This is a genomic window from Stenotrophomonas sp. Steno-C18 (genome assembly GCF_056393195.1).
In genome coordinates this window covers 541,925-554,701 of the sequence record NZ_JBWJOX010000002.1, presented here as the reverse complement: position 1 = coordinate 554,701, position 12,777 = coordinate 541,925, and the positions used below count along the sequence as shown (strand labels likewise).

11 protein-coding genes are annotated in these 12,777 nt (G+C 69.4%); 5 read left to right on the top strand and 6 right to left on the bottom strand.

Annotation, left to right across the window (positions count from 1 at the left end):
• Positions 1-13: 13 nt before the first annotated feature.
• A complete protein-coding gene (locus AC06FE_RS07095; RefSeq protein WP_313253635.1) occupies positions 14-487 on the top strand; it encodes a DUF421 domain-containing protein in 474 nt (157 codons plus the stop codon).
• A gap of 220 nt (positions 488-707) precedes the next feature.
• Here AC06FE_RS07095 and hemF read toward each other — a convergent pair whose 3' ends face one another.
• The 5 genes from hemF to AC06FE_RS07070 all read right to left on the bottom strand — a co-directional run bounded on the left by hemF (position 708) and on the right by AC06FE_RS07070 (position 6,705).
• Positions 708-1,610 carry an oxygen-dependent coproporphyrinogen oxidase gene (gene hemF / locus AC06FE_RS07090; RefSeq protein ID WP_478072634.1) on the bottom strand — a complete coding sequence of 301 codons (903 nt, stop codon included), beginning with the start codon at positions 1,608-1,610 and terminating at the stop codon, positions 708-710.
• Between the two features lie 44 nt (positions 1,611-1,654).
• Positions 1,655-3,211, bottom strand: coding sequence for a hypothetical protein (locus tag AC06FE_RS07085; RefSeq protein WP_478072633.1), 1,557 nt, complete (start codon positions 3,209-3,211; stop codon positions 1,655-1,657).
• Between the two features lie 16 nt (positions 3,212-3,227).
• The gene (locus AC06FE_RS07080) at positions 3,228-3,806 is read right to left on the bottom strand and encodes a hypothetical protein (protein WP_478072632.1); all 579 of its coding nucleotides are present in this window, start codon (positions 3,804-3,806) and stop codon (positions 3,228-3,230) included.
• A 37-nt stretch (positions 3,807-3,843) separates the two neighbouring features.
• The gene (locus tag AC06FE_RS07075; RefSeq protein ID WP_313253625.1) at positions 3,844-4,266 is read right to left on the bottom strand and encodes an NUDIX hydrolase; all 423 of its coding nucleotides are present in this window, start codon (positions 4,264-4,266) and stop codon (positions 3,844-3,846) included.
• Positions 4,267-4,338: 72 nt separating this feature from the next.
• Positions 4,339-6,705: a S9 family peptidase gene (locus AC06FE_RS07070; RefSeq protein ID WP_478072631.1), complete on the bottom strand. Its 2,367-nt coding sequence runs from the start codon at positions 6,703-6,705 to the stop codon at positions 4,339-4,341.
• A 728-nt stretch (positions 6,706-7,433) separates the two neighbouring features.
• Between AC06FE_RS07070 and AC06FE_RS07065 the strand changes: the two genes are divergently transcribed.
• The 3 genes from AC06FE_RS07065 (at position 7,434) to AC06FE_RS07055 (ending at position 11,272) form a co-directional block, all read left to right on the top strand.
• Positions 7,434-8,822, top strand: coding sequence for a cytochrome ubiquinol oxidase subunit I (locus AC06FE_RS07065; protein WP_478072630.1), 1,389 nt, complete (start codon positions 7,434-7,436; stop codon positions 8,820-8,822).
• 1 nt (position 8,823) lies between these two features.
• On the top strand, positions 8,824-9,837 hold the full coding sequence (gene cydB, locus AC06FE_RS07060) for a cytochrome d ubiquinol oxidase subunit II (RefSeq protein ID WP_313253618.1): 1,014 nt from the start codon (positions 8,824-8,826) through the stop codon (positions 9,835-9,837).
• 94 nt (positions 9,838-9,931) lie between these two features.
• Positions 9,932-11,272, top strand: a complete 1,341-nt coding sequence (locus AC06FE_RS07055; protein WP_446540912.1) for an AMP-binding protein — start codon at positions 9,932-9,934, stop codon at positions 11,270-11,272.
• A 25-nt stretch (positions 11,273-11,297) separates the two neighbouring features.
• Here AC06FE_RS07055 and AC06FE_RS07050 read toward each other — a convergent pair whose 3' ends face one another.
• Positions 11,298-12,308 (bottom strand): chorismate transformation FkbO/Hyg5 family protein, encoded by a 1,011-nt coding sequence (locus AC06FE_RS07050; RefSeq protein ID WP_313253613.1) that lies wholly within the window; start codon positions 12,306-12,308, stop codon positions 11,298-11,300.
• A 199-nt stretch (positions 12,309-12,507) separates the two neighbouring features.
• Here AC06FE_RS07050 and AC06FE_RS07045 point away from each other — a divergent pair, with 199 nt between their 5' ends.
• Complete coding sequence (locus AC06FE_RS07045; protein ID WP_132863836.1) at positions 12,508-12,777, top strand: phosphopantetheine-binding protein; 270 nt, start codon at positions 12,508-12,510, stop codon at positions 12,775-12,777.

Below are 12,777 nucleotides of genomic sequence, written 5' to 3'. Positions count from 1 at the left end.
CGGGAGACGAGGAATGCCGGACCTGTTCGCGCTGTCGATGCCGTGGTGGGAGTTCATCCTGCGCGCGGTGGTGGTGTATGTGGTCGTGTTGACGATGGTGCGGGTGGCCGGCAAGCGCGCGCTGGGGCAGTTCACCCCGTTCGACATGCTGCTGCTGATCCTGCTCGGCAACGCGGTGCAGAACGCCTTGCTGGGGCAGGACACGTCGCTGGGCGGTGGGTTGATCCTGGCCGCGACGTTGATCGTGCTCAATTACTTCGTCGGTTGGGTGACCACCCGCAGCCCGGCGGTGGAGCGCGTGATCGATGGCGAGCCGGTGGTGCTGGCCCGGCATGGGCAGGTGCTGCACAGGGTGTTGCAGCGCGAGCTGGTGAGCAAGGCGGACTTCGCGCGGGCCATGCGTGATGCCGGCTGCGAGAACATCGACGAGGTGGACCTGGCGCTGCTGGAGATCAATGGGCACATCACCTTCCTGCGCAAGGCCTGAGGTGGTGCGTTGATGGGGGTGGCGATGGATGCAAAAGCAGAAGCAGAAGCAGAAGCGACCCCTCCCCAGCCCTCCCCTGCCGCGCAAGGGAGGGGGCAGAAGCAGGTTGTGCGGTGATCTGATCGATCGCATCGAACCGCCCCCTCCCATGCGCAGCAGGGGAGGGCTGGGGAGGGGTGCTGTCGAGGTTCGCGCCGGACGCGCCGCCGGGGCTGCAGCCTCAGCCGGCCAGCCAGTCGCGCGGGACGAGGTACTCGGCCAGGCGTGCCTCGTCGCTGCCGGTCTCCGGCTGGAAGCCGTACTCCCAGCGCACGCGCGGTGGCAGGCTCATCAGGATGCTCTCGCTGCGGCCGCCGCTCTGCAGGCCGAACAGCGTGCCACGGTCGTAGACCAGGTTGAACTCGACGTAGCGGCCACGGCGATACAGCTGGAACTCGCGTTCGCGTTCGCCGTACGGCGTGTCCCTGCGGCGTTCGACGATCGGCAGGTAAGCATCGAGGAAGCCGTCCCCGACCGCACGCAGGTAGGCGAAGTCGGTGTCGAAATCGGCGTGCAGGTCGTCGAAGAACAGCCCGCCCACGCCGCGCGTCTCGTTGCGGTGCTTGATGAAGAAATACTCGTCGCACCAGCGCTTGTGCTCGGCGTAACGGGTGTCGCCATAGGGCGCGCACAGATCACGGGCCACGCCGTGCCATTGCCGCACGTCCTCGTCGAACGGATAGAACGGGGTCAGGTCGAAGCCACCGCCGAACCAGGCGGCGACTTTCTCGCCATCGCGTTCGGCCTGGAAGTAGCGCACGTTGGCATGCGTGGTGGGCAGGTACGGGTTGCGCGGGTGGAACACCAGCGACACCCCGCAGGCGCGCCACGAGGCGCCAGCCAGCTCCGGGCGGTTGGCCGAGGCAGACGGCGGCAGGCGGGTGCCGGCCACGTCGGAAAAGCCGATGCCGGCCTGTTCGAACACCGCGCCTTCGCGCAGCACGCGCGTGCGCCCGCCGCCGCCCTCGGCGCGCTGCCAGCGGTCCTCGATGAAGTGGGCCTGGCCGTCGGCCTGCTCGATGGCGACGCAGATGCGGTCCTGCAGGCCGGTGAGGTAGTCGCGTACGCGGTCGAAATCGTTCATGTGGGTACTCGGGTGCGGGCTGCCGACGGGCTGGCGGGCGGAGTTTACTTGCGATGGGACGTGCGGTTGCCGGCCTGTGCCGGTGCGTCATCCGCCGCGGCGGGCTCGACGGCCTGCATCAGCCGCGCGCCCATGCCAAGCATGGCCCAATCGGTGGTTTCGTACAGGTCGCAGGCCACGTGCCTGCCGGTGCCGTCCTGTTTGCAGAGGGCCAGCAGCTTGCCGGGGATGTCCTCATCGCCGGTGTGCTCGTAGACGCTGCGCAGGTTCTCGCACCCGGCGCGGACGCCGGCCCGGCACAGCGTCTGGTAGTACGGGGTGGCACCGGCCCAGTCGCCGGCCAGCGCCTTGCGATGGCCCAGCGTGTTGCAGCCCTGCAGCTTGCCAGCGGCACAGCAGGCTTGTGGATCAGTGCCGGCCGGGCAATCCTGCCGCAGCGGGGTTTCGGCGTACGCGACCGGGGCACTGCAGTGCGTGGCGCCGCCGGTGCGTTGGTACAGCGCGTAGCGGTTCCATTCGTCCACGCCCAGCAGCTGGCCGCTGGCCAAGGGCTGCAGCACGAAGTCGCCGCCCTTGTCGTGGCGTATCCGCACCGCACCGCCTTCCAGGCGGGCACGCAGCACGCTGTTGCCGGACATCGATACCAGGCCCTGGTCAGCGAAGGACAGGGCATCCATCAGGCCGGTGCTGGCGGCATAGTCGCCGCACGGCAGGGCCGTTGCCGCTACCGCGGCCAGGTCGGCGACGTCCACCGCGGCCAGCGCCTGGGCGCGCTGGCAGGTGCGTTCCTCGCCGCCGGCGGCGCAGGCCTGCTGCAGCGCCTCGCGGGCACCCGGGTACCGGCCGGCATCCAGATGCGCGTCGGCCACCTTGCCGCAGAAACCGGCGTCGGGGTGGCGTTGGCACAGCTGCAGCACCTCGTCCAGCTGCACGGCGGGCAGCGCGGGCGCCGGCCCACCGGCCAGCGTGCCGGCCATGGCCTTGGCCAGCGCCAGGCCCAGCGCCTCGCGCGCGGCGGCACGGCAGGCGGCTTCGTCGAAGGCCGGCGTGCCTTCCCTGCAGACCGCCGGTTCGGCCAGGTCCGGCTCGGGCAGGTTCGACGGCTGGCCGGTACGCGCCTGCTCGACGTAGCTGGACAGCAGGCGTTCGCAGGCGAACGGCAGGTCCTCCTGGCACCATTGCTTCAACTGCACCGGGGTGGCGCTGTAGGCGCTGTCCATGCAGCCGTCGATGTCGGCGCGGCAGCTGTTGGCCGGCGCGGCGGGGGAGGCGTTGCAGCGCGCCGTGCGTTCCAGCACGTAGTCGCCGAGCAGGCCGCCGATGCGCTTGCCATCGGCGCTGAGCGTGTAGTCGGCGCTGAAGCCGTTGGACAGGTCGGCCGCATGCAGGGTCTGGCCCTGCTGGCGGATCAGGTAGCGGGTCGGTGGCTGGCCGTCGTAGATGCGCACGGCCTGGTGGGTGCTCTCCACGATGAAGCGGGCACCGTCATCGACGGCCTGGTAGGTGCCACAGGCCAGCGGCGTGGCGGCCATTGCCGGCAGCGCGGGCAACAGCAGCAGGGCAAGCAGGGCCAGCAGGCGCGTCCGGAACGAGTGCGGCATGGGAACTCCGGGGAACTCAGTGGAACAGGTCGCGGACGTCGCGCCGCTGCAGCTTGATCGCCAGCCAACCATGCAATGCCGCGATCGCCAGCGAACTCACCAGCAGGGTGATCAGCAGGCTCCAGCGGCTGAAGGCCATCTGCGCGCGCATCTGGGCGCCCTGCGGCGAGCTGAGGAAGTCGGCAGGGAAGATCGTCAGCATGCTGTTGAACATGCTGTCCATCACCGGGATGAAGGCGAAGTTGCCCAGCGCGACCAGCAGCAGGAACACGATGAAGCCGATGCGGCCCCATTCATGGCGCTTGAGCATGGCCCAGCACACCACGACGAAGGCGATGCAGAACAGCAGCAGCGCCACGCTCAGGCTGAAGGCATGCGCGTCGGTCCACTGGATCCAGTCCGGGACGACCAGGCCGTCGCGCTGCATCAGCGCGACGATGTCCAGGCGCCCGAGCAGGACCACCATCAGCAGTTGGAACAGGCACCAGACGATGCCCAGCGCCCCGAGCGCCAGTGACAGCTTGGCGGTGAGGTCGATGAAGCGGTCGGCACTGGAACGGCGGGGCGTGGCGATGGGCAGGTCGGGTGGGCTCACGGTCGGCGGCGCTTGGAAAGTGGCGCCACTATCGCCGTTATGTGCCGGTATGCCCAGCCTTGACCAGCCACGCATGTGCAGCCGGGAGCTGGTGTCGCGCGCTGAGCGGAGCCAGCGTCACGCCATGCGGCGGTTGCAGCGGAACCCACGCCAGCTCCGCGATTTCGGCCTTCACCTGCGGTTGGCCGCTGACGCGGACCAGGAACGCCTCACCCTGCACGCGGCGGCCGGGCTCGTTGACCGCGGCCTCCTCGAACACGCCCAACGGCTGCGCGCTGTCGACGTCGAGCTGCACGCCCAGTTCCTCGAACAGCTCGCGTTGCAGGGTCTGCAGCGAGGTTTCGCCGGGCTCGCGCTTGCCGCCGGGCTGGATGAAGGTGTCCGAGCCGTGCTTGCGGACCACCAGCACGCGCTGTTCGGCGTCGAGGAGGATGGCGGTGACGATCTGGATGGGGGACATGGACAGTCGTGGATCGAGGAGTGGCCGGGGGTAGAACGCCAAGGGCGCCTTGCGGCGCCCTTGGCGTGGTGCTTACTTCAGCGCCTGCTCGAACAGCTTCAGGATGCGCTTGTACTGGTCCAGCCAGGAGTCGGCGCGGGTGTAGCCGTGGCGTTCCAGCGGGTAGGGCGCGATCGACCAGTTGTCCTTGTGCAGCTCGATCAGCTTCTGGGTCATGTTGACCGAGTCCTGGAAGAACACGTTGTCGTCCATCATGCCGTGGGCGATCAGCAGGGTGTCCTGCAGGCCTTCGGCGTACTCGATCGGCGAGGAGATGCGGTAGGCCTCCGGGTCGATGTCCGGGGTGTTGAGGATGTTGCTGGTGTAGGCGTGGTTGTACTGGTTCCAGTCGCCGACCGGGCGCAGCGCGGCGCCGGCCTTGAACGTGCCCGGCGAGCGGAACAGCGCCATGTAGGTCATGAAGCCGCCGTAGGAGCCGCCGTAGATGCCGGCATGGGCGCGGTCACCCTGCTTGGTGGTGACCAGCCAGTCCAGGCCGTCCAGGTAGTCCTCCAGTTCCGGGTGGCCCATGTTGCGGTAGATGGCCGTGCGCCAGTCGCGGCCGTAGCCGGCGCTGCCGCGGTAGTCCATGTCCAGCACGACGTAGCCCTGCTGCACCAGCAGGTTGTGGAACATCTGCTCGCGGAAGTAGTTGGAGTAACGCGCGTGCACGTTCTGCAGGTAGCCGGCGCCATGCACGAACATGGCGATCGGGTACTGCTTGCCCGGCTCCAGCGTTTCCGGGCCGTAGTACTTGGCCCACACCGGTGCGGCGCCGTGCCGCGAGGGCACCTGCACCATCTGCGGCTGGATCCATTGGCGTGCCTTGAACTCGGCGCTGCGGGTGTCGGTGAGCGTGCGGGCTTCACCGCCGGCGGCCGGCTGCACGGCGATCTGCGCCGGCAGGTACGGGGCCGAATAGCGCACCAGCAGCTGCTGGCCGTCCGGCGACAGGCTGAAGTCCTCCACGCCGTCGAGCGCGGTCACTTCGCGCACGGCACCGCCGTTGACGTCGACGTTGCAGACTTCGTAGTCGCCGGGCCACTTCTGGTTGCACAGGAAGTAGAAGCTGCGGCCATCGGCGCTGACCTCCGGTGCCGAGGTTTCCCAGTTGCCCGAGGTCAACGCCCTGGGCCTGGCGCTGCCGCTCTGCGTGTACAGGTGCGAATAGCCCGATTCCTCGGACAGCAGCCACAGCGTGCGGCCATCGGGCAGCCAGCCGAAATCGTTGAAGCTCCAGTTGATCCAGCCGCCATCGGTAAGGCGGTGGCGGGTTTCCAGGCGGGCATTGGTGGCGCTGGTGGTGGCGATCCAGCGGTCCTTGTTGTCGATGGCGCGCAGCATGATCGCGGCCTGGCTGCCGTCGGCGTTCCAGCGGATGCCGCCGCCCATGAACTCGCTCATCACTTCCACCGGGCGATTGCCCTTGAGCGCGTCCTTGCCGGCCTTGCGGCGCAGCTCGGCGAGCGGGTCGGTGGTGATGCCGGGCAGGCCGTCGAGCGCGAGTGGCTGGACCTTGCCGGTGGCCGCATCGACCAGCCAGAAGCTGTTCGGCGCCGGATCGTCGCGGCCGACGCGGGTACGGGTGTCCTCGGCTTCCTCGTAGCCGGATTCGGTGACGTACAGCGGCATCTTGCCGCCGCGGCCCTCGTCGTAACCCTTGGGCTTGGTCGCCACCACCAGGTGGCGGGCATCGGGCGAGAGCACGCTGTCCACGATCTCGACGTCGCCGCCGAGGAAGACCGGCGCCGGTGCGCGGGTCGGGTCGGCCTGGCGCCAGCGCTCGCCCTGGTCGCGCAGTTCCTCGCGCTGGGCGCGGTCGTTGCGCAGCGTGGCCAGGGTACGCATCTGCTGGTCGCGCAGGGTGTCGGCCTTGGGCGGGTCGGCCGGGTTCTTGTCGGCCTTGAGCTGGGCGACCTGGCGGGTGACGCCGCTGCGGGCGTCCCAATGGAACCAGTTGTTGGCCACGTTCCAGATCACGCCGCCGTCGGTGGCGAAGTTGACGCCGCTGGCGCGTTCGTTGCTGCGGGTGAGCTGGGTCAGCGCGCCGCTGCGCAGGTCGCGCACGAACACGTCGCCGTTGCGCACGAAGGCCATGCGCTGGCGGCTGCTGTCGTAGACGCGGCTGGCGGCATCGAGCGTGCCGCGCTGGTCGTCGGCGACCTGCTGGGCGACGCCGCCGGCGCTGGGCAGGCGGAAGGTATCGCGCACCGCGCTGCCCTTGCGCTTGAGGGTGTATTCGACCTGCTGGCCGTTCCACGACCACCAGGCAGATTCCACCGGCGGCCCGATCCAGTCCGGGTCGGCCATCGCCTGTTCGATGGTGATCGGCGTGGGCGCGGCGTGGGCGCTGCCGAAAGCAGTCAACAACAGCAGGGACAGGGGCAGGATTCTGGGCATTGCGGGCACCGGTGAAGAAAACCGGGCAAGCGTAGCAGGCAGGGGTTTTGCCGGGCTGGGCCACAGGTCATGGCGGCCGGTTTCCGGCGCGGCAGCTGCCGGAATCGGCAAGGTCTGCAGGGGTGCGCGGAATGGCGCCTTCCCTTGTGCGGCAGGGGAAGGCCGCGGGGGAGAGCACCCCTCCCCAGCCCTCCCCTTTGCTTCGCAAAAGGGAGGGGGCCGAAGCGGGGTTTGCCGGAGGCGTTCGGATCGCGGGGAAGGGCCCCCTCCCTTGCGCAGCAGGGGAGGGTTGGGGAGGGGTCGCTTTTGATGTCGCTGTTTGGGGCGGGTCGCGGGGAGCACCCCTCCCCGGCGCGCCCCTTTGCTTCGCAAAAGGGAGGGAGCCGAAGCGGGGTTTGCCGGGGGCGTTCGGATCGCGGGGAAGGGCCCCCTCCCTTGCGCAGCAGGGGAGGGTTGGGGAGGGGTCGCTTTTGATGTCGCTGTTTGGGGCGGGTCGCAGGGGAGCACCCCTCCCCAGCCCTCCCCTTTGCTTCGCAAAAGGGAGGGGGAAGAAGCGGGGTTGCTTCACAGAAGTGAGGGGGGAAGAGGCGGGATTTGCTTCGCAAAATAAAGGGGAGCGTGGAAACGGGCCTCGCTGCGACCGATTGACGCACTGCGACAACCGGTCACATCCGGTCTTCACGAATACAGGACCAAAATGGACCAGTTTCCAGAAGCGAGAGGCCGGCGTGGACGCGCTATTGCTGTCACGGATCCAGTTCGGGTTCGTCGTGAGTTTCCATGTGCTGTTCCCGGCCTTCACCATCGGCACCGCCAGTTGGCTGGCATTCGTCGAATGGCGTTGGCTGCGCACGCGCAACACGGTGTGGCGTGAACTGTTCTTCTTCTGGCAGAAGATCTTCGCCGTGTCGTTCGGCATGGGCGTGGTCAGCGGCATCGTCATGGCCTTCCAGTTCGGCACCAACTGGCCGCGCCTGAGCGAAGTGGCCGGCACCGTGATCGGCCCGCTGCTCACCTATGAAGTGCTCACCGCGTTCTTCCTGGAAGCCAGCTTCCTGGGCGTGATGCTGTTCGGCTGGGGCCGGGTGTCGCCGCGCCTGCACTTCTTCTCCACCTGCATGGTGGCGCTGGGCACGCTGTTCTCCACGTTCTGGATCCTGTCCTCCAACAGCTGGCTGCACACGCCGGCCGGCTACACGCTGGTCGATGGCATCGTGCATCCGCAGGACTGGTGGCAGGTGGTGTTCAACCCGTCCTTCCCGTACCGGCTGGCGCACATGGCGCTGGGCTCGTTCATCACCACCTGCTTCGTCATCGGTGGCGTGGGCGCGTGGTACCTGCGCCGCGGCGTGCACCTCGAAGCCGGCTGCAAGATGCTGACCGCGGCGGTGGTGTTCGCCGCATTGACGGTGCCGCTGCAGATCCTGGCCGGTGACATGCACGGGCTGAACACGCTCGAGCACCAGCCGATGAAGATCGCCGCGATGGAAGGGCACTGGCACGACACCGCGCCCGGCGAAGGCGTGCCGCTGGTGGTGTTCGCGGTGCCCAACGAGAAGGAAGAGCGCAACGACTTCGAAGTCGCCATTCCCAAGCTCGGCAGCGTGATCCTGACCCATAGCGTGGACGGCACGTTCGCGCCGCTGACCTCGGTGCCGGCCAGCGAGCGGCCACCGGTGGTGCCGGTGTTCTACGCATTCCGCATCATGGTCGGCATCGGCACGCTGATGCTGGTGGTGGCGTGGTTGTCGGCGCTGCAGTTGTGGCGCGGCCGGCTGCTGCAGTCCAGGTGGCTGCTGCGTGGCTGGAACTGGATGCTGCCCAGCGGCTTCGTCGCGCTGGTCGCCGGTTGGTTCGTCACCGAGATGGGCCGGCAACCGTGGGTGGTGTACGGGCTGCTGCGCACCGCCGATGCGGTCGGGCCGCAGAGCGTGTGGATGACGGTGCTGTCGCTGGCGGTCTACGTGGTCGGCTACCTGTTCGTGTTCGGCTGGGGCATCTGGTACCTGGTCAAGATCCTGCGCCATGGCCCGGACACGCATCCGCCCGGCGACGAGGCGCTGCCGACGCCGGCGCGCCCGCTGTCCGGTGCCGACGAACCGCTGGAGGGCCGCTGACATGGACATGACGACCTGGCTGCCGGTGGCATGGTTCGCGGTGATCGGCTTCGGTGTGCTGATGTACGTGGTGCTGGACGGCTTCGTGCTCGGCATCGGCGTGCTGGCGCCGTTCGCCGAAGACGAGCAGCAGCTCGACGTGATGATGAACACCGCCGCGCCGATCTGGGACGGCAACGAAACCTGGCTGGTGCTCGGTGGCGCCGGCCTGCTGGCGGCGTTCCCCAAGGCCTACGCGGTGCTGCTGTCCGGCCTGTACCTGCCGGTGCTGCTGCTGGTGGTGGCGCTGGTGTTCCGCGGGGTGGCGTTCGAGTTCCGCTTCAAGGCGCATCGCTCGCGGCGCTTGTGGAGCGTGTCGTTCGCGCTGGGCTCGCTGCTGGCCTCGTTCGCGCAGGGCGTGATCCTCGGGGCGCTGGTGCAGGGCCTGCCGGTGGAGGATGGCCGCTACGTCGGCGGTGCGTTCGGCTGGTTCAGCCCGTTCTCGATGCTGACCGGCGCGGCGGTGGTCACCGGCTACGCGCTGCTCGGCAGCACCTGGCTGATCCTCAAAACCGAAGGCCGCGAGCAGGCATTGGCACGCTCGCTGGCGCGGCCGCTGACGGTGGCGGTGATCGTGTTCATGGGCCTGGTCAGCACCTGGCTGCCGTTCCTGCAGTCCGGGGTGATGGAACGCTGGTTCAGCGATGGCAACTTCTGGTGGCTGGCGCCGGTGCCGTTGCTGACCCTGGGGGTGGCCGCGGCGCTGTGGCGCAGCGTGATGCACCCGCGTCGCGACCTGCCCCCGTTCCTGCTGACGCTGGCGCTGTTCGTGCTGGGCTTCATCGGGCTAGTGTTGGGCATGTGGCCGTACCTGTTGCCGCCGTCGATGACCTTGTGGCAGGCCGCCGCACCGACCTCGTCGCTGGGCTTCAGCATGGTCGGGCTGGTGCTGCTGCTGCCGGTGATCCTGGGCTACACGGTGTGGTCGTATCGCGTGTTCCGCGGCAAGGTCACCGCCGGCACCGGCTACCACTGAACCGCGCGGGCTTGCCAGCGGGGCGGGCTGCGCCCAAGCTGGCCGCCCGCCGGGCGCACCGCGCCCGTGTCACCACAGAGGTTGTCGCAGTCGCATGTCGCATGTCCCGGTGTCCGTTCCGCGTCCGTCCCTACCGCTTGCCGTGGGTGACGGCGGGCGCCTGATCGCCGCCCATGCCGGCATGCAGGTGGACCTGGACACCTTCCTGGCGCAGGTGCGCGGCCTGGCCGCGTGGCTGCCGGCCGGCGCGCACGTGGTCAACCTGTGCGAGGACCGCTATCGCTTCCTGGTCGCGTTCTGCGCGGTGGCCGTGCGCGGGCAGGTCAACCTGTTGCCGCCGTCGCGGGCGCGGGCGGTGGTCGAGGACGTGATGCAGCGCCACGCCGATGCCTATTGCCTGGCCGATACCGACACCGGGCAGCTGCCCGAGGGTTGCGTCATGCTGCCCGAGGTGCTGCCGGTGGCCGAGGGCGCGCCGCCGGCGCTGGCCGCCGACCAGCGCGTGGCGATCGGCTTCACGTCCGGCAGCACCGGCGTGCCGACGGCCAACCCCAAGCACTGGGGGTCATTCGTGGCCAGCACCGCGCAGAACCTGGCCGCGCTGCAGGACCTGTGGGGCCAGGCGCAGCCGTCGATCGTGGCCACGGTGCCGTCCCAGCACATGTACGGCATGGAGATGGCAGTGCTGATGCCGTTGCTGGCACCGGCGACGCTGCAGGCCGGGAGGCCGTTCTTCCCGCAGGACGTGGCGCAGGCGCTGGCCGGCGTGGCCGCCCCGCGCCTGCTGGTCACCACCCCGGTGCACCTGAAGGCACTGGTGGAATCGGGCGTGTCGCTGCCGCCGCTGGCCGGCATCGTCACCGCCACCGCACCGCTGCCGCAGGCATTGGCCATCGCCGCCGAGCAGCGCTTCGGCACCGAGGTGCGGGAAATGTTCGGCTCGACCGAAACCTGCATCATCGCGCGCCGCCGCACCGCGCTGGAGGCGGCCTGGCAGCTGCTGCCGGGCGTGCGGCTGAGCCCGCAACCGGACGGCACCCTGGTGCAGGCCGCGCACCTGGCCGCGCCGGTGCAGCTGGCCGACCTGGTGGAGCTGCTGCCGGCGCAGCGTTTCGTGCTGCGTGGCCGGCGCGCGGACCTGCTGGAAATCGCCGGCAAGCGCGCCTCGCTGGGCGACCTGACCCGCAAGCTGCAGGCAGTGGCGGGCGTGCGGGACGCGGTGGTGGTGCAGCTGGCCGCCGAACCCGGCCACGCGGTGGGCCGCATCGCCGCGCTGGTGGTGTCCGAGCGCGAGGAAGCGGACATCCTGCGCGATCTGCGTGCGTTGATGGACCCGGTGTTCCTGCCGCGCCCGCTGCGCAAGGTGGACGTGCTGCCGCGCAATGAAACCGGCAAGCTGCCGCGCGATGCGGTGCTGGCCCTGCTGGGGCAGTGACCTGCGCCGCCCCGGGTGACAACACTCAGGCGTCGTGGACGCCGTCGATCTCCACGCGCAGGTCGTGCCGGCACACCACCGCATTGAGCACCAGGTAGGGCAGGTCGGCGGGCAGGCGTTGCGCCAGCATCCGGCGCACATCGGCAACCTCGTCAAGGTTGCGCACGTACACCTTGAGCCGGCTGCCGTGGCCGAACTGCTCCGGCAAGCCCGGACGATGGCGCCGCGCCGCGCCGATCAGCGCCTCGAAGTTGTTGAAGGTTTCCTGCAGCTGGCGCTCGGTGCTGTCGCCGTGCAGGGTCGCGTGGCCGACCACGCTGGCGGTGCCGGACAGCAGCAGCGGCAGCCGGCTGCCGGCCGCGGCCAGCATGGCGCGGGCAAAGCTCGGTGACTGCGGGCCGTACTGGCGCGGGTAGTGGTAGGCGCTGACCTGGCGCGGGTTCTCCAGCGGCGTGCCGGGCACGCGCGCGGCCAGCCAGTACACCTGCAGCACGCGCACGCCATCGACGCGGCCGATGGCGGTGGCGGCCGGCAGGGTGCCGGTATCGATCGTGCCGATGCCCCGGGCGCGGCCCACGCAGAACTGGCGGTAACGCTCCTGGTCGCCCTCGCCCTCGATGATGGCATCCATGTAGTTCCAGATGCGCAGCAGGTGCGGGTAGCCCTGCGCGGGCAGGGCCGCCAGCAGGTGCGTGTAGGCATGCTCGGCGGCGTTGCGGATGCCGCCGTGCGCGGCCTCGACCACCTGCATCGCGCCGAACATCAGCGCGCCATCGCTGGCCCAGGCCATGCCCTCGGCATCGCGGCCGCGGCTGACCGGGTACGGGCTGCGCCAGACCTCCAGCAGTGCCGTTCCCACCGCTTGCAGGCCGACCTGCAGGTAGCGCGGGTCGTCGGTCGGCGGTGCCGTGTCGCCGGCCTGGAAGCCGAAGATCGCCAGCACGTGCTCGTCGGCCAGCAGCTCCGGTAGGCGCGCCGGGTCGACGTAATCCACGTCCAGTGCCGCCACCTGGGCCGGGGTGGTGCGTGCGTTCATCGCGCACCGCCGTGTCGCCCCGCGGGGCGGGACGGGAGGTGGGACATGAAGGCGGGGCGGTGGCGGAGCTTGGACGTCATTGCACGGTGGATCAGGCTTGCAGAGGGGCCAATGATAGCCTGCGCGTCGCTGCGGCCATGGTTGCGCTGGGCGCGGCGATGCCGGATCGTTGCGGCTTCATTTGGTCGTGGAAGTGGAAATGTCGCAACAAACCGAAGCCGAACGCGAACTGGCAGGGCTGCTGGTGGAGAGCCTGAACCTGGAAGACGTGGACCCGGCGCAGATCGACCCGGAAGCGGCCCTGTTCAACGACGGGCTGGGGCTGGACTCGATCGATGCACTGGAGCTGGCGCTGGCCATCAGCAAGCGCTACGGCTTCCAGCTGCGTTCGGACAACGACGACAACCGCCGCATCTTCGCCTCGCTGCGCGCGCTGTCGGCGCACGTGCAGGCCAACAAGACCGCCTGA

Bases quoted from the DNA above. Each gene is read 5' to 3' on its own strand.
- AC06FE_RS07095 (WP_313253635.1), top strand. From the start codon at position 14: ATGCCGGACCTGTTCGCGCTGTCGATGCCGTGGTGGGAGTTCATCCTG.
- hemF (WP_478072634.1), bottom strand. From the start codon at position 1,610: ATGAACGATTTCGACCGCGTACGCGACTACCTCACCGGCCTGCAGGAC.
- AC06FE_RS07085 (WP_478072633.1), bottom strand. From the start codon at position 3,211: ATGCCGCACTCGTTCCGGACGCGCCTGCTGGCCCTGCTTGCCCTGCTG.
- AC06FE_RS07075 (WP_313253625.1), bottom strand. From the start codon at position 4,266: ATGTCCCCCATCCAGATCGTCACCGCCATCCTCCTCGACGCCGAACAG.
- AC06FE_RS07070 (WP_478072631.1), bottom strand. From the start codon at position 6,705: ATGCCCAGAATCCTGCCCCTGTCCCTGCTGTTGTTGACTGCTTTCGGC.
- cydB (WP_313253618.1), top strand. From the start codon at position 8,824: ATGGACATGACGACCTGGCTGCCGGTGGCATGGTTCGCGGTGATCGGC.
- AC06FE_RS07055 (WP_446540912.1), top strand. From the start codon at position 9,932: ATGTCGCATGTCCCGGTGTCCGTTCCGCGTCCGTCCCTACCGCTTGCC.
- AC06FE_RS07050 (WP_313253613.1), bottom strand. From the start codon at position 12,308: ATGAACGCACGCACCACCCCGGCCCAGGTGGCGGCACTGGACGTGGAT.
- AC06FE_RS07045 (WP_132863836.1), top strand. From the start codon at position 12,508: ATGTCGCAACAAACCGAAGCCGAACGCGAACTGGCAGGGCTGCTGGTG.